Annotated in this window: 15 protein-coding genes; 9 read left to right on the forward strand and 6 right to left on the reverse strand. The window is 40.5% G+C overall.

Features of this window, described 5'->3' with window-relative positions; genetic code table 11:
* Positions 1–8 precede the first annotated feature (8 nt).
* Positions 9–1,664, reverse strand: a complete 1,656-nt coding sequence (gene baeS / locus FTT71_RS08575; RefSeq protein WP_180160877.1) for a sensor histidine kinase efflux regulator BaeS — start codon at positions 1,662–1,664, stop codon at positions 9–11.
* A 135-nt stretch (positions 1,665–1,799) separates the two neighbouring features.
* Here baeS and FTT71_RS08580 point away from each other — a divergent pair, with 135 nt between their 5' ends.
* The 4 genes from FTT71_RS08580 (at position 1,800) to FTT71_RS08595 (ending at position 7,216) form a co-directional block, all read left to right on the forward strand.
* On the forward strand, positions 1,800–2,426 hold the full coding sequence (locus tag FTT71_RS08580) for a hypothetical protein (RefSeq protein ID WP_004975043.1): 627 nt from the start codon (positions 1,800–1,802) through the stop codon (positions 2,424–2,426).
* 338 nt (positions 2,427–2,764) lie between these two features.
* Positions 2,765–4,567 (forward strand): acyl-CoA dehydrogenase C-terminal domain-containing protein, encoded by a 1,803-nt coding sequence (locus tag FTT71_RS08585; protein WP_180160884.1) that lies wholly within the window; start codon positions 2,765–2,767, stop codon positions 4,565–4,567.
* Positions 4,568–4,786: 219 nt separating this feature from the next.
* On the forward strand, positions 4,787–6,568 hold the full coding sequence (locus FTT71_RS08590) for an acyl-CoA dehydrogenase C-terminal domain-containing protein (RefSeq protein ID WP_180160878.1): 1,782 nt from the start codon (positions 4,787–4,789) through the stop codon (positions 6,566–6,568).
* 138 nt (positions 6,569–6,706) lie between these two features.
* Positions 6,707–7,216: a phosphate-starvation-inducible protein PsiE gene (locus FTT71_RS08595; protein ID WP_004975036.1), complete on the forward strand. Its 510-nt coding sequence runs from the start codon at positions 6,707–6,709 to the stop codon at positions 7,214–7,216.
* A 78-nt stretch (positions 7,217–7,294) separates the two neighbouring features.
* On the opposite strand, the gene FTT71_RS08600 is transcribed toward FTT71_RS08595, so the two are convergent.
* A complete protein-coding gene (locus FTT71_RS08600; RefSeq protein WP_004975035.1) occupies positions 7,295–7,765 on the reverse strand; it encodes an RcnB family protein in 471 nt (156 codons plus the stop codon).
* A 183-nt stretch (positions 7,766–7,948) separates the two neighbouring features.
* Between FTT71_RS08600 and FTT71_RS08605 the strand changes: the two genes are divergently transcribed.
* Positions 7,949–8,401, forward strand: coding sequence for a hypothetical protein (locus FTT71_RS08605; RefSeq protein ID WP_004975032.1), 453 nt, complete (start codon positions 7,949–7,951; stop codon positions 8,399–8,401).
* A 68-nt stretch (positions 8,402–8,469) separates the two neighbouring features.
* On the opposite strand, the gene FTT71_RS08610 is transcribed toward FTT71_RS08605, so the two are convergent.
* Together FTT71_RS08610 and znuD are read right to left on the reverse strand one after the other, a co-directional pair.
* Positions 8,470–9,933, reverse strand: coding sequence for a phospholipase D family protein (locus tag FTT71_RS08610; protein WP_131260775.1), 1,464 nt, complete (start codon positions 9,931–9,933; stop codon positions 8,470–8,472).
* A 105-nt stretch (positions 9,934–10,038) separates the two neighbouring features.
* Complete coding sequence (znuD, locus tag FTT71_RS08615) at positions 10,039–12,168, reverse strand: zinc piracy TonB-dependent receptor ZnuD (protein ID WP_180160879.1); 2,130 nt, start codon at positions 12,166–12,168, stop codon at positions 10,039–10,041.
* Positions 12,169–12,316: 148 nt separating this feature from the next.
* Between znuD and FTT71_RS08620 the strand changes: the two genes are divergently transcribed.
* The 4 genes from FTT71_RS08620 to FTT71_RS08635 all read left to right on the forward strand — a co-directional run bounded on the left by FTT71_RS08620 (position 12,317) and on the right by FTT71_RS08635 (position 16,570).
* Positions 12,317–13,081 carry a DUF4184 family protein gene (locus tag FTT71_RS08620; protein ID WP_180160880.1) on the forward strand — a complete coding sequence of 255 codons (765 nt, stop codon included), beginning with the start codon at positions 12,317–12,319 and terminating at the stop codon, positions 13,079–13,081.
* Positions 13,082–13,276: 195 nt separating this feature from the next.
* On the forward strand, positions 13,277–15,061 hold the full coding sequence (gene aspS, locus FTT71_RS08625) for an aspartate--tRNA ligase (RefSeq protein ID WP_131260778.1): 1,785 nt from the start codon (positions 13,277–13,279) through the stop codon (positions 15,059–15,061).
* Between the two features lie 297 nt (positions 15,062–15,358).
* The gene (locus tag FTT71_RS08630; RefSeq protein ID WP_136144003.1) at positions 15,359–16,228 is read left to right on the forward strand and encodes a lysophospholipid acyltransferase family protein; all 870 of its coding nucleotides are present in this window, start codon (positions 15,359–15,361) and stop codon (positions 16,226–16,228) included.
* Positions 16,229–16,351: 123 nt separating this feature from the next.
* Complete coding sequence (locus FTT71_RS08635) at positions 16,352–16,570, forward strand: hypothetical protein (protein ID WP_180160881.1); 219 nt, start codon at positions 16,352–16,354, stop codon at positions 16,568–16,570.
* Positions 16,571–16,783: 213 nt separating this feature from the next.
* On the opposite strand, the gene FTT71_RS08640 is transcribed toward FTT71_RS08635, so the two are convergent.
* Together FTT71_RS08640 and FTT71_RS08645 are read right to left on the reverse strand one after the other, a co-directional pair.
* Complete coding sequence (locus FTT71_RS08640; protein WP_180160882.1) at positions 16,784–17,773, reverse strand: polysaccharide pyruvyl transferase family protein; 990 nt, start codon at positions 17,771–17,773, stop codon at positions 16,784–16,786.
* 11 nt (positions 17,774–17,784) lie between these two features.
* Complete coding sequence (locus tag FTT71_RS08645; protein WP_180160883.1) at positions 17,785–18,570, reverse strand: glycosyltransferase; 786 nt, start codon at positions 18,568–18,570, stop codon at positions 17,785–17,787.
* Positions 18,571–18,776: the final 206 nt, after the last annotated feature.

The raw sequence follows: 18,776 nt of genomic DNA on the forward strand, positions 1-18,776 counted from the left end.
AAAATCCTTCAAGATTTGATTGTTTTGGGAAAGCTTAATTTGCAACGTAAACCACCCAATGGTGAATGTGCAAAACTTAACTCTCCGCCCAATGCTTTGGCAATTTTGACCGATAAAGCCAGACCTAAACCTGTCCCACCTGTGGCGCGTGTACGTGAATCATCGGCACGATAAAAACGCTCACCCAAACGTGCCAATTGTTCATCACTTAGGCCAAACGGACTGTCATCTACATACACTGTCCATTCTGTTGCACTTTGACTGGTGTGAATATGCACCTGCCCACCCGCTTCGGTATAACGAATACTATTACTGAGCAAGTTGAGCATAATTTGTTTTAAACGGTCTATATCCAATTGTAATTGCGTGCCTTCACCCGACACGATCAAGTCCAACTGCGCCTGTTCAAATTTCGGCTTGAAGCTTTCAATTTCCTGCTCAATCACTTGCCATGGATCAATGGTCGCAAAATAGCATTTCAACTGCATAGCCTCAGCTTGCGCTAAGTCCGATAAATCCTGAGTGAGTTTTTTCAGACTGTTGACCTGATGCATCATCGCAGCCAAATGTTCTGGCGTTGCTTTGCGAATACCATCCTGCATAGCTTCAATTTGCGCCTGCAATACGGCCAACGGGGTTTTCAACTCATGTGAAGTATCTGCCACCCACTGACGACGTGAAGTTTCATGTTGATCTAAAATCACCGCCAAATGATTCAACTCGGTAGATAAATCACCCAATTCATCATTACGATTGACCGTGACCTGATGCTGATAATGCCCTTTGGTCAATTCACGTGTACCATTCAACAAACGCTGAATCGGTTTTTTAAAATAGGTCGCCAATAACAATGCAGCAATCAAGCTCGCCAAAATACTTAAAGCATAAACCAATAATAAATAACGGGTTTGCTTACTAAAAAAGTTAATACTTAACGCATCTTCCTGATCTAACACAGGTTTTAAGCCTAAATAGCCCACGACTTTTTCATTGACCATAATTGGACGATAAGAAATTTGAGTTTCAGCAGGCTCTCCCACTACAAATTGCCGCTGAGCATCATATAAAGATAAGCGTGAACTCAAGCCTAAACGGTCAGGCATCGAAATAAATTGTTTTTTTCCAGATGATTCTGTCGTGTTTTGGTGTCCTTCATTTTTACGATCAGGACGGAAAGCATTCTGATTGGCACTCAAAGGAAACACTAAACCTTCAAATGGCTGAAATTGTGAAGGTAAATTCAGCTCTAACCAGCGAAGTTCTTCCGCATTGGCTTGTCGTTTGCCTGGCTCAGGCTCGACTACACTTGAGTTTACATTGGCTAAGGTAGGTTCCTGAAAATAACGCTGCTGCAAGGCAATGTCATATTGACGGCGCAACCACCACCGCGATAAACGGTCATAATCATCGGGTGCAGCCTCACCTTCAATTTGGAGAATTTGCGCCTGAATGGCGTTGCCCCAATCGTGATATACCGCATAGACTTCTGCCAAGTTTTGAGTGAGCAAGTCCAGCTTTTGCATTTCGACATCGGCCACATATTTGCTGAAGTTTCGCTGCATATTGACATGCAATACCCCCAAGCTGACCGTGGTAATCAGAAAGGTCGTCAGCAGCACTGTTAAGAACAGGCGTAATGCGATGGGTATACGGCGAATTTTCAAAAGCGCAATCTCAGCTTTTTTGTCGATTTTGAGCATTGTAACCAACAGCGCTTCAAAAAACTCTCCATTGTTTCTTCATCTTTATTATTTAATCTTAACTTAAGCAAAGTCGGATTCCAGTTAAGGAGCTGTAAGATGAAACAGATGACAAAAATCGCGTTACTTGGGGCAAGTGTTTTGGGCATGGGGATTTTAACTGCATGCCAAACCAGTAATGATCTGACCGAACGACAACAAACACGTATGTTTAAACAACATTATGCTCAAGATGGACAACGCTTCAGTCCTGAACAACGCGAGCAATATCGTGCCATGCGTGCAGAACACCGCGCATTTCGTGGGCAGATGCAACAGGCTTGTGACAACAAAGCAGTAGGTACAAATCTACAATTAAAAGTAGGTGATCAAACACTCGCAGGTACCTGTACGATGCGTTTCCAGCCTGATCGCCAGTCATTTAAACAACATCGCCAATATGCGATGCAACAACACCAAGCCATGCGTGCAAAAATGCCGCGTATGCAACAACGTGGTGAAGTGCTGACCGATGCGCAACGTGCTGAAATGACCAAACGGTACGATCAACGATTAGCACAACATCAAGCGCATCAAAAGGCCATGCGTGCTGCCTGTGAAGGAAAAATGCATGGACAACACGTTCAAGTGAAACTGGGCGAACTACAACTCAAGGGACAATGCTTGGTTCGTTTTCAGCCGAATCAACCTATGCAACAAATGAGAATATCACCTACTTCGCGCTAATGCATTCAGGTGAGCACACACTTACACGACTCTAAGGCACTCGATTGAGTGCCTTTTTATTTACCTTTTTATCCACTTCACTTAGACATATCTCTTTACGCTTTTTGACTATTTGTATCATTTCAAATTCAGCAAAACTGTTTACACTCAAGTAACTTAGCCATTTCAAGATAAAAATCTTTGACTTTGCAGTCACCAAGAAATGCTATGCAGATGCTTGTACCGAATTAGAAGATGTTGCACGATTACAACCATTCCAACATGGCATGTCTGAGAAGGCATGCGCTGAAATCCATTTAAAATATAACGCTGGTCAAACCAGTATTGAGGAAACCGATATGCCACAATACAAAGCGCCTTTACGTGATATGCAATTCGTTTTGCATGAATTATTAAATGCCGAAGATCACTATGCAAAATTACCTGCATTCCAAGAAAACGTAAGCCGTGAATTGGTTGACCAATATTTGGAAGCTGCAGCAGATTTCTGTGAAAACGAATTATCTCCGTTAAACCAAGTGGGTGACCGTGAAGGTTGTACTTGGAATGATGGCGTGGTGACTACACCAACGGGCTTTAAAGAAGCGTATCAAAAATATATCGAACTTGGCTTCCCGTCTCTTTCTGCTGAAGAACAATACGGCGGTCAAGGTCTACCTGTTTCTCTAGGAAACGTGATTTCAGAAATGGTAGGTACAGCAAACTGGGCATGGGGCATGTACCCAGGTCTTTCTCATGGTGCTGTACGTACTTTAGAACACCACGGTTCAGATGAACAAAAAGCAACCTATCTGCCAAAGCTTGTTTCAGGTGAGTGGACAGGTACCATGTGTTTAACCGAATCTCATGCAGGTTCTGACTTGGGTATTATCCGTACTAAAGCTGAACCTCAGGCCGACGGAAGCTATGCAATCTCGGGCGAGAAAATCTTTATCTCTGCTGGTGAACATGACATGGCAGAGAATATCGTGCACATCGTATTGGCACGTTTACCTGGTGCACCTAAAGGAACTAAAGGTATTTCTCTGTTCATCGTTCCTAAGTTCAACCTGAATGCAGATGGTTCTTTAGGGGAGCGTAATGGTGTACGTTGTGGTTCAATCGAACACAAAATGGGGATTCATGGTAACGCGACTTGCGTGATCAACTTTGATAACGCGAAAGGCTTCCTAATTGGCCCTGAAAACCGTGGTCTAAACTGCATGTTCACGTTCATGAACACTGCACGTATCGGTACAGCGGTACAAGGTCTTGCAGCATCTGAAGGTTCTTTCCAAGGTGCGTTGACTTATGCCAAAGACCGTTTGGCAATGCGCTCACTTTCTGGTCCGAAAGCCCCTGAAAAAGAAGCAGATCCAATTATTGTGCATCCTGCTGTACGCAATATGCTATTGACTCAAAAAGCGTTTGCTGAAGGTGGTCGCGCACTAGTGTATCTGTTGTCTCTACACGCAGATATCGTTGAACAAGGTGCAACTGAAGAAGAACGTAAGTTCTCTGACAACATCTTGTCTTTATTGACGCCTATTGCAAAAGCATTCTTAACTGAAACAGGTTCTGAATCTGCAAAACATGGTGTGCAAGTCTTCGGCGGTCATGGCTTCATTTCTGAGCATGGCATGGAACAAGTTGTGCGTGATACACGTATTTCATGCTTGTACGAAGGTACAACTGAAATCCAAGCACTCGACTTGTTAGGTCGTAAAGTTTTGGGTACACAAGGTGCAATGTTGAAAGACTTCACCAAAATCATCCATAAATTTGCAGAAGCTAACAAAGACAACGCAGCAATGCAAGAATTTGTTGAACCGCTTGCAGCGCTCAATAAAGAATGGGGCGATTTGACTATGCAAATTGGTATGCGTGCAATGCAAAACCCTGAGGAAGTAGGTGCTGCAGCAGTAGACTACATGTACTTCTCTGGTTATGTAACACTAGCTTACCTATGGGCACGTATGGCATTGGTCGCTCAAGAAGCACTTGCAGCAGGCACAACCGATGTAGACTTCTACAATGCTAAAGTGACGACTGCACGTTTCTACTTCAAGAAAATCTTGCCACGTGTTCGCTCACACGTAGACGTGATTGCAACAGGTGTAGAGCCACTATTTGCATTAGATGCTGAACACTTTGCTTTCTAAGCGAAAATTGAAACTCGCTAAATATTGAACATATTTAGCGGGATATTCAAAATGTTGTACTCTTGAGTACAGAAATTGAGAAAGGACGGTCATAGCATTGACAGTCCTTTTTCTTTATAAATAAAGCATTCTTTCGTTTTAGTCGCCTACAACATTCACAATTGTAGATTACACTGAACTCAACGAATCAAGATTCAAACAATAAACAGGTGAACTCACATGCCAATTTATAATGCCCCACTTGCCGATATGAAATTCATCTTAAATGATGTATTCAATGCAGAACAATTCTGGCAAAACAATGAAAACCTCGCTCACCTTGATGCTGCAACGGCTGAAGCAATTTTGGAAGAAATGGCAAAATTTGCCCAAAATGTGACGTTGCCTATTAACCGTAGCGGTGATGAAGAAGGCGCGACCTATAACAATGGCGAAGTCACCACACCTGCTGGATTTAAAGAAGCATTTAAACAATATGCCGAAGGCGGCTGGATTGGTTTAGGCGCAGATGAAGAATGGGGTGGTCAAGGCATGCCAAAAATGCTGACAGTATTGTCAGATGAAATGCTGTTTGCCACCAACCCATCCTTCATGTTGTATCCACTGCTATCTGTCGGTGCAGGCATGGCATTAAGCAGTTATGCATCACAAGAACAGAAAGAAACCTATTTACCTAAAATTTACTCAGGTGAGTGGTCAGGTACCATGTGTTTGACTGAACCACATGCAGGAACAGACCTCGGGATTATTAAAACCAAAGCAGAACCAAATGCAGACGGTACGTACAACATCACAGGGACTAAAATCTTTATTACAGGTGGTGATCACGACCTCGCAGAAAACATCATTCACTTAGTTTTAGCGAAAACACCAGACGCTCCTGCAGGTTCACGCGGTATTTCTTTATTCATCGTGCCAAAATTCTTGGTGAATGAAGATGGTTCGTTGGGTGAGCGCAACCCAGTAGGTCCAGGCTCAATCGAACACAAAATGGGCATTAAAGCCTCTGCAACATGTGTGATGAACTTTGATGGTGCCAAAGGTTACTTGGTCGGCAAAGAAAACGAAGGCTTGGCTGCCATGTTCGTAATGATGAACTACGAACGTCTGTCTATGGGAATTCAAGGTTTAGGTGCATCTGAATTTGCCTATCAAAATGCTGCGCAATATGCGACTGACCGTATTCAAGGCCGTAGTGCATCGGGCGTAAAATCACCAAACAAAGCAGCGGATAGCATTTTGGTGCATGGCGATGTGCGTCGTATGCTGCTCAATGCACGTGCCAATAACGAAGCTTCACGTGCATTTGCGGTATATGTGGGTCAACAATTGGATATCACTAAATTCTCTACCGATGCAGAAGTTGTGAAAAAAGCCAATGACCGTGTTGCATTGTTAACTCCAATTGCCAAAGCCTACTTAACCGATACTGCATTTAACGCTGTAATTGATTCACAAATGGTCTTCGGTGGTCATGGTTATATCCGTGAATGGGGTATGGAGCAATGTGTTCGTGATTTACGTATCACCCAAATTTATGAAGGCACCAACGGCGTACAATCGCAAGACTTGATTGGTCGTAAAACCATTAAATGTAATGGCGAATTTATTGCAGAATACATTGCAGAAATCCGTGATTTCACCAATGGTTTAGATGCAGACCTCAACTTCATTAAAGATGCAACTTTAGATGCAGCGACTGAAGTTGAATCCGTGACTCAATACGTTCTAAATGCAGCCAAAGAAAATGTAGATTTCCCGAACGCAGCAGCGGTTGATTATTTACATGCGGTAGGTTTGCTCAGCTTCTCATATATGTTTGCGCGCATTGCCAATGCAGCCAAGCAAAAAGAGGGTGAGTTCTATCAAAACAAATTGTCATTGGCACTGTACTTTGTACAACGTATTTTGCCAGAACTGACTTTACGCATTACCAAAGTGAAAGCGGGTGCAGAAGTGGTGATGAACTTCAGCGAAGATTACTTCACTAACCAGTCTTAATTAATACATTATCGCAAAAACGCCTGAATCATCAGGCGTTTTTTTGTACTAAATTTTATATCCCTATTCTAATTTGTGCATGAAATTTGCATCACCTTTGTTGAAGTCTGAATATCCATACTCAAACAGGAGGTGAAAATGGCAGTACGTCGTTCAAAAATAGATAAAAATATTCAAGCAGTTGAAAGCCTATTAGACAAATATGGCAATTGGGCTGTAGAAAGTTTTCATTATCTTGCGCTCTTTATCATTGGCTGTATGGTCATTTGGTCTGCTGGACATACGGTAATTGATATTTTCACCATCAAACAATATGCCACTATTGATGACATCTTATTGCTTTTTATCTATTTAGAACTAGGTGCAATGGTGGGTATTTATTTTAAAACCAATCACATGCCTGTGCGTTTTTTAATTTATATTGCCATTACCGCACTAACCCGTTTGCTAATTTCAGATATTCAACACGACCATAAAGCTGATCTCGACTTAGTGATTATTACTGGTTCAATTTTAATTTTAGCCGCTGCAATTTTAGTGGTGCGTTTTGCATCTTGGCATTACCCTTCCGTTATTCGAGACAAGCACAGTGAAAAGCCTTTAGCACAAGGCAAAACCCCTCGCCCAGAAGATGATGAATTGGCGTAAAAATCTAAAATAGGTCAAAAAAATGCTTCTAGATACTCAATATCTAGAAGCATTGATGTCTATGATTTCACTTTTTTCTCAACGATTTGCCACCAACACATAACGCCCATGTTCAAAAATCCAGTACATACCTCGTGGCGGAGCGGGTAAACCCAAGTGCTGCCAGTCGGTCACCACACGATAGGTCGAACTTTCAATATGTGCGCTACTTGGCTCACCATTTACCCAACTGTAACTTTGGTGGTTATATTGCACAGTACTTGGCGCATTGTATTGAATATTGATGCCACTACGAATCGTGGGCTGCCCCCACTGCGGCACAGGTCGTTGATGGTATGGATAATGTGGTGGATAGGAATAGGGTTGCTGTGAATGATAAGGTCGATGCTGCGGATAAGCAGGACGATGTTGTGGCGAATAAGGACGATGCTGATCACGCTGTGTATTGACGCCTGTATATCCTGCCCAACGATTGGTTTCGGCCAAGCTCTGCATCGACACACCTAAAAATAGCATGCCACTCAATGCAGTTAAAATCGCCACTTTCATATCTAGCACTCCTATTTTTTTTCATATTTTTATTCTAAGCTCAAATTAAGGATAAACAATGAATAAAAAATCAGCAATTTTAAACTTTCGTCTCCGCAGATTTCACCGACACGGCTCGCCATTTATGAAATATCTCCAACCCCTATGCTAAGATACATTTTTTTTGAAATTGGATGAAACCTCGTGCCTGAATTAAATTTTGACCGCCTTCATCAGTTTTTCTGCAAAGTTCCGAGTGTACAGCAAGCCCGTGTAGACGCTTATGGTTCAGACGGTCAGCATGCATGGTGGTTCAAATTTCAAATTGATGTAGAACATCCGTTAGCATGGCAAACTGTGCAGGAATTGGGACATGTGCTGAATTATATTTCCAGAGATGAGCGCTTGCCGACTCAATTCTTACCTGTTTCACCGCCACCGTATATGAATGGTGAAGCCAAAGATTTTTTATCGTGGGTAATTCAATGCAACCATCCAGAATTTAGCCCAGATGTGGTTTGTGATTGGTTAGAAGCGCGTTTACCGAATCCTGTGGATGATGAAGCACAATGGAAAATCAAAACCGATATTGCCGAGTTAGATCAAATGAGTGATAAAGATTTGGATGAAATGGTGCCGCCAAATCCTGTAAAGTAATATTCGGCTCAAAAAAATCCCTCTTTCAATAAGAGGGATTTTTGAGTTCAAGGCATACAATTAAAAAATCAAAAGGTCGATAAACCACTCCATTCCATAAAGCGATACAGCGCATATTTCCACTTCGACTCATCGGCATAAACCGCATAATCCACACTCATATTTTTACCCTCAAGGTTTGACCATGCGGTATTAAAATAGTGTTGAGCATCCTGAAATACAGGGTCTTGCACCTGTCCGACCACACGCAAGTTGCTTTCTAAATTATAGTTTTTTAAATTACGTGCGGTGAAATTAGCAGAACCTAAAATCAACTCAGCCTGTGTGGCATTCGATTTCATCAGCATTTTATTGTGGCATTGCTCACCTTGGGTATTACACCAACGTACCTTCACCCCTGCAGCATGTAATTCTGCCGCCACCTGTCGGTTTGGAATGCCATTTTTTTCACGTCCAAAAGCATCTTTATTCGGGTCGAGTAATACCCGCACCTGTACGCCACGTTGCTGTGCAGCAATCAGTGCCTTGATGATTTGTCGCTCCGATAAATAGAACATCGCCAAATCCAGATGTTCTTGCGCTTTGGTCTGCCGAATCAGTGTCAAACTGCCCTCTAAAATGGCTTGTTCAGTGATGACTTGCACTTGAGGATAAGACGAATCTGCCTCAAACTCCCCCACAATCACCCCAGACAGATTGCCCTGCGACATACGCGCGACGGCTTGTTCTGTTTGCAACACATCTACTGCGGTATTGCCCGTCACCAATAAAGCGCTGTTAGAATGACGTGAACTGCCATCATGTGGATTAAACGACGTGACCAATGCTTTCCAGCCTTCGGCGGTATCGACCACCATGGTTTTACGATGGTTGGCTTTAAAATTAAGCAAGCTGAAATAACTACGTAAGGTAATTTTATCTTTGCCGAAAGGACTGGGTAGCCAACCCTTTTCAGCATTATTTGGAATGCCCTGACAGCAGAGATACCAAAACCCCGACCACAGCGGATTCGATGCGCGCAGCGGGGTTAAATCTGTTTCAATCACATCAATACCTGCCTGACGCAATTGACGATAATGTTCAGGTGCAATGCCACCATATACCGAATTAATGGGATCAGTAATGACTTTGATTTCAATATTTGGCTGCAGCTGACGTTTATGAATTAAAGCATCGGTGAGTTGCTGTGTCAGTGGCTGATGCTGCTGTTTAGATGTTCCCACTTCAGGATTAAACAAGAACATATCCAATACAATGGTGCTTTGTGCTGCATCAACCAGCTCTAAAATTTCATTAAAAATTTGATGCTGTTGTTGCTGAACACCTTGCGCGTCGATATAGGTCTGATCGGCAATAAATTTAATAGGCGCATGACGTAACTTTCCAGTGTAATTCAGCCCTTCGGGCAATGGTTTTAAGCTGTGGTAGGTCGCAGACGCCAAATAACCTAAAGCCAGAAAACTTATAATAAGTCCCACATACGCCCGAGGCGACCAATTCAATTTTTGATGAATTCGCTGAAAGATACGCATAACAAAAAACCTAGTCCGATGCGCTCAGACTAGGTTTAATTGTTTGGATTTTCAAGAGGATTTCTGTGTTTTCACGCAGACATCCTGCTCAAGGCAAATTGAATTTTAGAAGCCAAATTCCACGCCGACTGTAAAGTTACGACCCACTTGTGGAATATTCGACAAGAACGATGTATGTGAATAGACTTCATCATCTAGCAAGTTGTTGGCTTTAAAATACACACGGTAATCTTGTTTGTTGGCATAGTTGCCCGCATAAGCCACACCAACATTGACCATATTATAGCCTGCTGTTTCTTGCTCTAAATAAGCAACCTTGTCTTGTTTGAAGACACGATAATATTCCGCCATACCCGACCAACCATCGGCAAAGTTGGCATCTACTTTAGTCCCCAAACGCCCTGCAGGTACGCGTGGTGCGTTTTGATTGTCAATTTCACCACGCACATAATCACCAAACACACTAAGTTTATAATCAGGGCTAATCTGATACCCTAGCTTAGCTTCTGTACCATAAAACTTGGCTTTGTCTTGTTGATAATCAATTAAACGGAAAGTTTCTATATGGTCGGTGGTTGCACCATAAATATAGTTATCAAACCAGTTATGATAGACATGCAACGAATAATCCAGTTTGTCAGCTTCATAGTGCAAACCAAGTTCTAAATTATTCGACTTTTCCACATCTAAATTTGCATTGCCACGCTCATAAGTGTTTGTTGCAAAGTGGATGCCATTTGCATAAAGCTCTTGTGCCAACGGTAAACGCTGTTGGTGTGAGCCTGTAAAGGATAGTTTATAGTTCGGTGCAAACTGCCAGTTGGCTGCTGCAGAAGCAGATACGCCCGTATCTGAATAATCTTTTTGCTTCGCATCGACATCAATTTTTTGATGTTCAACCCGTGCGCCGAGTTCAACATGCACATCGCCAAATTGTTTATGCTCTAAACCGAACAAACTATATTTTTGCGTTTTGGTATCTGGCATAGGTACGCTTTCATGAAAATGATCGCCATGTTTTTCTTTCTGTCTGGTCAAATCAATTTTTTGCTGGCTATACTGGGTACCAAACACCCCTTCCCAACCCGCAATAGGTTGATGAACCAACTCTAATCGAGCATCGTAGCCTTTACTTCTAAAGTTACTGATGACTTTATTTTCTTCTAATTCATCATGCTCATAATCGGTAAAGCTGGCATGCGCACGAAGTTTCTCAAAGCCTGCAAAGGGCTGATCAAGTTCAGTACGCAAATCATAACGGTGTGATTCTAGATCAACCCATGGACCGCCATGCGCATGTTCATCGTCGTCTCCCTCATGAGAAGGGCATTTAATGATATTTCGATTGTCATGATCTGGTCCACAACCATGATATTCATGACTATGCCCAGGCAAACCATATTTGTCCTGACGGTTACTGTACGACAACCCCACAAAACCACGGTCATGAATCCATGATCCACCAATATTCACCGTTTGCCCTTCAGCAAAGGTATTGTCTACACGGCGTTCTTTTACCAACTCTTCATGTTCATGTGTATGGGTTGAGCCATCTGGTTCAACATGTACTTCTGTATGATGATGCTCTACCCAATAGTTTGGGGTAATGTAATCATTGGCTTTACGTTTTGAACCTTCAATACGCAGCGCAAATTGATCACTGAGTGCTGCAGTTACCCCCGCACTCACTAGCTTTTCATCGCTACCCGTGTTGTAACGTAAACCTACCTGCCCTTCTAAACCATTATTTGGCATTTGAGTTGGGATTTTTTGATCGGTCACATTGACTAAACCACCAACCGTTCCCGCACCATAAAGTAATGTTGATGGGCCACGAATAATTTCAACTTGCTTGGCTAAAATTGGATCGACAGTGATGGCATGGTCAGGTGACAGTGTAGAAACATCGGCAGTTTCTGAAGCATGTTGCAGCACTTTAACTCGTGGGCCATCTTGTCCACGAATTACTGGACGGCTAGAGCCTGAGCCATATTGATTGGAATATACACCTAGCTCATCTGCCATCGCATCACCAATGGTGGTACTGCGCTCTGCCAACGTTTTCTGATCAATCACATGATCTGCCACTGCAAAGTCTGCAGCAGTTTGCACCAAAGGATGTGCTTGTAACTGAATGGTTTCCAATTGTGTACTACTGCTTTCAGTATTGGCGAATGCTGCAGGTGCCAGCACTGAAAAAATGGAAAGTGTTATTAAATTTTTATGGAACGACATGACCCATGCTCAAATTAGCAAAAATAATTAATGTTATAATATAACATTTCATTAACATTGCAATAAAAAACATTGTTATTCTGTATTCTCAATTAAGCTATTCACCACAATTTATTTTGATTTTTTATATTCTTTACTTTGAATTGGTATGCCCTTTACGCTCTCACATGCGGTACTTGCCCCACCACTCGCCAAGCTTTCAGGACAACGTCTGCCCATCGCTGCACTCGCTATAGGTACGATGTTGCCAGATTTACACCGTCTGTTTACTTTGCGTCATGATCCCACTCCACATTTATGGTCAGCATTGCTGTATCCAAATTTATTATTGGGTCTTGTCTTTTGTGCGCTGTGGTATTTACTCTATCGCCCTGCATTGTATCGCTTTGTGGGCGTGCATCACCCGTTAAATCTAAACACGATAAAATCTGTACTTGGGTTTGTATGTGGCTTGATTCTGGCCTTACTGATTGGCAATGCCACCCATTTAATTTGGGATGGTTTAACCCATCACGACTTTCGTAGTTTTGCCTTTCAGGATTTTTTAGCGCAATCGGTACAATTAGGCACAGGTATTTATCCGATGCATCGCATACTGCAAATTGGCAGTTCTATTTTGGCGCTGCCTTTTTTGTTATGTATGAGCCTGCATTATTATCGCAAGCATCGACAGCTCAGTTCTGTAAGCACTAAAATTCGCGTTTATGCCATCGGCCTAATTATCTTGTCGATTGTATGTGGTGGTTTTTCACTTTGGGATTATGCGCGTTATATCCCCGATGCGACTTGGCAAGCCGAACTATATTATTTTACGGGACGTGCCATCAATGAGTTTAGCCAAGGTGCCTTACTCATGTTGAGTTTGGGCTGTCTGCTATTTCTGATTTTAGATTCTCAAGGGCGAATGGAATAAACGCCCTAGCGCTCTACTTTCTCTTTCATCTGCCTACATTCTTCAGTTTCAAGCAGATTCCCGCTAAAAACCCACTGTTTTTGCAGCAGGTTCTTGTAGCCACATGCCCAAAGAGGCATAATCCTACCTTTGCTAAAGGCGGTGCGCTGTTTACGTATTCGCTTCCTTAACCCATATAGTTGGATTTTTAACGCTATGATGCGAACTCATTATTGCGGTTCTTTAACCGAAGCTCAAATTGATCAAACCGTGACCCTGTGTGGTTGGGTACACCGTCGTCGTGACCACGGTGGTGTAATTTTCCTAGACATGCGTGACCGCGATGGTCTTGTGCAAGTCGTAATTGACCCAGACACTCCAGAAGCATTTGCAACTGCAGACAAAGCACGTTCAGAATTTGTATTAAAAATCACAGGTCGTGTACGTCGTCGCTATGCAGGCACAGAAAATGCCAATATGGTCAGTGGACAAATTGAAGTTTTAGGCAAGGAAATTGAAGTTCTTGCAGCATCTGAAACGCCTCCGTTCCCATTGAACGATGAAAATACCAACATTTCAGAAGAAATTCGTTTGAAATACCGTTTCTTGGACATCCGTCGTCCAGAAATGTTAGATCGCTTACGTTTCCGTTCTAAAGTCACCAACCTAATTCGTAACTATTTAGACGATCATGGTTTCTTGGATGTTGAAACACCAATTTTGACACGTGCAACGCCTGAAGGTGCGCGTGACTATTTAGTACCAAGCCGTGTATCTAACGGTAGCTTCTATGCTCTGCCACAATCTCCACAATTATTTAAACAATTGTTGATGGTGGGTGGTATTGACCGTTATTACCAAATCGCTAAATGTTTCCGTGACGAAGATTTACGCGCAGACCGTCAGCCAGAATTTACTCAAATCGACATTGAAACATCGTTCATGAGTGACGATGACATTATGGATTTGATGGAAGGCATGACCGTGAAGATGTTCGATGAACTTCTAGGCGTGAAATTCGACAAATTCCAACGTATGCCGTATTCAGAAGCAATGCGTGATTATGCGTCTGATAAGCCAGACTTGCGTATTCCACTGAAATTGGTAGACGTAGCAGACTTAATGCAAGACGTTGAGTTCAAAGTGTTTGCTGGCCCAGCGAAAGATCCGAAAGGTCGTATTGTTGCACTTCGTGTGCCTGGTGCGGGTTCATTGCCACGTAGTGCGATTGATGAATACACCAAATATGTTGGCATCTACGGTGCAAAAGGTTTGGCGTATATTAAAGTCAATGAACTTGAAAAAGGCATTGAAGGTTTACAATCTCCAATTGTGAAATTTATTGAGCCAATCGTGCTTGATTTATTAAAACGTGTAGGCGCTGAAAATGGCGACATCGTATTCTTTGGTGCAGATAAAGCCAAAGTGGTAAACGATGCAATGGGCGCACTCCGTGTCAAAATCGGTCACGATTTGAACCTTGCAACCTGCGAATGGGCACCGCTTTGGGTGGTTGACTTCCCAATGTTTGAAGAAACAGATGATGGTAAATGGACCTCTGTGCATCACCCATTCACTTTACCAAAATCAAGCGTTGAAGATGTGAAGAGCAACCCTGGTGAAGCTTTATCTGTCGCGTATGACATGGTATTGAACGGTACTGAAATTGGTGGTGGTTCACTGCGTATTTATACTTTAGAAATGCAAAAAGCGATTTTTGAAGCTTTAGGTATTGAAGAAGAAGAAGCCGAAGAGAAATTCAGCTTCTTACTGAATGCATTGAAATACGGTGCGCCTCCGCACGGTGGTTTGGCATTTGGTTTAGACCGTTTGGTGATGTTGATGACAGGTGCTTCGTCTATTCGTGATGTGATTGCCTTCCCGAAAACTAAGACGGCTGAATGTCCATTGACTCAAGCACCTGCACCAGTTGAGGCGACTCAATTGCGTGATTTAGGTATTCGTTTACGTGAAAAACCAAAAGCAGAATCTCAAGAATAAGTTTTGAGAATGTTAGAAGAACCCTGCAAATTTGCAGGGTTTTTTATTAACTTCAATTTGGATAAATTCCAAGTTGAACAATAAAAATAATAATTACTTTACTTTGTTAATAGCAAAACGATTACACTGCACTATGCTAAACTGCCTAATTATGAATAACATTGAATAATTCAATTTCATACCTCATTTTATTTTGTTTTAAGGCTTCTGATCATTTTTCTTGTGAAACAAGCACGTTCGCGTTCACTGCAAAATTTATGCTTCATTTGTACCTTATATTTTGAGATCGGCTGTCTGATGTACTTAATTTTAAAAATAATATCTGTCTTTCCGTTACGCCTGCTGCAAGCAATTGCAATGATGGCTGCTGGTCTTATTTATTATTTTAATTTATCTATCAAACGCATCACTGCAATTAATATTAAACTGGCTTATCCAAAGCTTTCATCTGCCGAACAAGAACAGCTCATAAAAAAGAGTGTACAAAGTCAATGTCTCAGTTATCTAGAGTTTATTAAATGCTGGGGAATGCCACCAAATTACAGTTTGAATCTGCTAAAAAATGTTTATGGTGAAATGGTTTTAACTGACGCTCTTGCAAATAAAAAAGGAGTTATCGTGGTAGTTCCTCATTTTGGTTGCTGGGAGTTACTCAATGCATGGCTCAGTGTATATACAGCCCCCATGATTATGTATAAGCCTAATAAAAACAGAGGGATAAACCGATATTTGCTAGAAGCCCGAGAAAAATTTAATGCCATTTTAGTACCCACCAATGAAACTGGTATTCGTTCTATTTTTAAACATTTGAAACACGGCGGTTTAACAGTCATTTTACCAGATCATTTACCCAAGCCATCTGGTGGTATATATTCTGCTTTTTTTGGGAAAAAGACTTTATCCATCACACTAGTTTCCAAGCTTGCAGCAAAAACACAGTGCAATATTATTGGTTTAAGCTGTATTCGAAGTCCAAATTTAAGATATTTCAATATTCACTGTCAAAAATTGCCAGATGCTATTCTGTCTCAAGATTTACAACACTCTGTAGACTGTCTAAACCTTTCAATGCAAAATATGATTGAACAAGCACCTGAGCAATATATTTGGTCATACAAGCGCTTTAGAAATTGCTTGGGCAATGTCAATATGTACCGTAAAGAGTAGATTTTTTTAAATACGTTTGCTCTTTTTGCACGTATAAAACCAAGATTTAGGTTATTCAATTGAGATCAATTTTCAACAATGGCATAATAGCGCTTCGTTTTGAATTTTGAGTTGAGCGTTACTATGGCTATGCGTCCTGCAGTTCGTAATCGTGGCATTATGCTAATTGTATTTGCTGTCGCTCAATGGTTGTTCATGCGTTATATTCTGGCCAATAACCTGTTTGCCTTAGACACCAATGACCGCATTTTGTACTTTAGCTTAAGTTCTATTGGCGGTGCATTTGTGATTTTTGTTGGGCTGATTTATATGGTGTTGGCGGGGAATTCGGATAAAAAGTAATTAAATTTAGAGGGTACCCCTGTAAAATATTTTACAGGGAGATTCTTTAGTCTTCTTGAAACTATAATATCAGTATATTCTATCACTCCCCCTTGAAAGGAGGAGAAAATTGTAACATTAATTTCATTCATTTTTGATTTATAAAAGAAATCTAATAAACAATATTGCTATCCTCTTTCTTCTACAAATTTGCATAAATATTATGTTTATAATCTAAGAATGATCAAACTTTAAATAATAAAACTGATTCCTCCATTTTTTTATACTTTCAACAGGAATAGAAATATTTAATTTTTGATCTTTTACAATTATTTCTTCCAAACAACCCAACTCGGTTCTATTTACGACAGGAAGGTCAAAATCTTTACTCATTTCTAAAGCTCTATTATCAATTCCAATAATAATAGATCTTTGCTTATGTTGTATTGCGCGTATTCCAGCGTGTAGCCGCGTACCAACAAAGTCTACCTCTTCATTTAAAAGTAAATCATCATAACAATTTAAGTTATGAGGCAGTATATTAATTAAGGAACGTTCCATATGATTATCAATTTCTGAAAGTTCCTTAAAATAACTTAAATCCTCATGTCCCTGTGGCCAAAAATATATATTATTATAATTACTTAGTAAAATTTTTATTAACTTAATATCTAAATCATAATTCTTATTATAGTCTGTTAAGGTAAAAACAACAGTGTTACTTTTTTTTGTGCGAACTGTATCAATGAAATCTCTATCCATTCCCCACATCGTCGGACAAGCCGTATTTAATACGTTTTTTACACCTATTTCTTTTAATCGTTCAGCTGTATAACTATCACGAACAGAATGTAAAAATTTTGAACTCAAAGAGTTCTCATAAAACTTTTTTGCTTTAAAAGTAGTTTTTTCATTATATGATTGCCAACCACACCCAAACAAAATAGCAGGCTGCATTTTAAAACTCTCAAAAAAACCTATTGCCCATTGATTCTTCTTTGGCTTTATCTCCCAATGAGATTGCAATATATTTGTACCTCCAACAAATGCTAGGCTATTTTTCCAAGCTTTATTTGCTGCATACTTGCTCATAGGGTAATGTGTTGGATACTGAATAAATGTTTCTTGCTCAAATAATACCTCAAGCTGCTTTATTACAGCTTGCATAATAATTTGATCCCCTAAATTTAACGAGCCTGTAGCTGTATCATATAATGTAATCAAAATAAAAATTCCTATATTTCATTCGCTAAAAACTTATACAACATACTATTTTTATTCAACACTTCCAAATCGATCCCCTTTAACATTTCATTATATAAGTGAACAGCTAAAGTTCTTGAAGTTGTAATATCTTGTATTGTTAAGTTCGGATCGCAAAGTTGGCTTATACACTGATAATATACTGGATAAAAAATATCTATAGGTTGCACACAATCAACTTTCTTATGTTTACGAATATAATAAGTAATAGCTTTTGGACCAATCACTCCCCAAGGCATATCAGCTATACTCGTACCTACACCAAAAGCCTTCTTCATTCTTAATCTAAATTGACGACTTTTTGAATACCATGGCGGTACAAATTGTGGATCATAAGCAGCATTTAATAAACTTTCTAAAAGAGGGCTATCTGCAGGTATTTTTAAAACTGCACCATTAATGCAATTATCATCTTCAAATCCCAAAACATAACCATGATTAGGAACACTTAATGGCTTTAAGCAATAAACATCACAGTCAACATAAATACCATCTACTTTACGCATAAGCTCATAACGAAAAATATCTGAAAATAATGCGTAACTTCCAGTTTTATTATGTTTTATGATTTTATCACTTGGCACAATAAGATTTGCATCTACCCTCTTTACACCTTCTGGAATATCATCAATTTCAGCATAAGTATGCAAATGAACTTCATGCCCCCTCATAATAAAAGACTGAAGACAACTTCTAGAAATTGCTCCAAGCTTATTTCCAATCCATAAAGCATGAATTATAGGTAATTTTTTTGACATGTTTAAACTCTGTATTCACTTAATTTGAAAAGCCTAAAAATTAAGCCTGATCGATTAATGATTAAATCAAAGACACTAATTAACCCGAATTACGGATAAGAAAAGCCCTTGAAAAAAAGGTAGTTAGAGCCATTTAGAAAGTTACGACACAACCCAAAGGCTCTAACTACCATGTACGATTTTACAGAAATTTTTTGTATTGTTGA

Origin of the sequence: Acinetobacter sp. YH01004, from assembly GCF_013420455.1 — a bacterium.
Classification (GTDB): Bacteria; Pseudomonadota; Gammaproteobacteria; order Pseudomonadales; family Moraxellaceae; genus Acinetobacter; species Acinetobacter towneri.

Coding starts and splice junctions, on each gene's coding strand:
- FTT71_RS08580 (WP_004975043.1), top strand. CDS start 1,800: ATGAAACAGATGACAAAAATCGCGTTACTTGGGGCAAGTGTTTTGGGC.
- FTT71_RS08585 (WP_180160884.1), top strand. CDS start 2,765: ATGCCACAATACAAAGCGCCTTTACGTGATATGCAATTCGTTTTGCAT.
- FTT71_RS08590 (WP_180160878.1), top strand. CDS start 4,787: ATGCCAATTTATAATGCCCCACTTGCCGATATGAAATTCATCTTAAAT.
- FTT71_RS08595 (WP_004975036.1), top strand. CDS start 6,707: ATGGCAGTACGTCGTTCAAAAATAGATAAAAATATTCAAGCAGTTGAA.
- FTT71_RS08600 (WP_004975035.1), bottom strand. CDS start 7,765: ATGAAAGTGGCGATTTTAACTGCATTGAGTGGCATGCTATTTTTAGGT.
- FTT71_RS08610 (WP_131260775.1), bottom strand. CDS start 9,933: ATGCGTATCTTTCAGCGAATTCATCAAAAATTGAATTGGTCGCCTCGG.
- znuD (WP_180160879.1), bottom strand. CDS start 12,168: ATGTCGTTCCATAAAAATTTAATAACACTTTCCATTTTTTCAGTGCTG.
- FTT71_RS08620 (WP_180160880.1), top strand. CDS start 12,317: ATGCCCTTTACGCTCTCACATGCGGTACTTGCCCCACCACTCGCCAAG.
- aspS (WP_131260778.1), top strand. CDS start 13,277: ATGATGCGAACTCATTATTGCGGTTCTTTAACCGAAGCTCAAATTGAT.
- FTT71_RS08630 (WP_136144003.1), top strand. CDS start 15,359: ATGTACTTAATTTTAAAAATAATATCTGTCTTTCCGTTACGCCTGCTG.
- FTT71_RS08635 (WP_180160881.1), top strand. CDS start 16,352: ATGGCTATGCGTCCTGCAGTTCGTAATCGTGGCATTATGCTAATTGTA.
- FTT71_RS08645 (WP_180160883.1), bottom strand. CDS start 18,570: ATGTCAAAAAAATTACCTATAATTCATGCTTTATGGATTGGAAATAAG.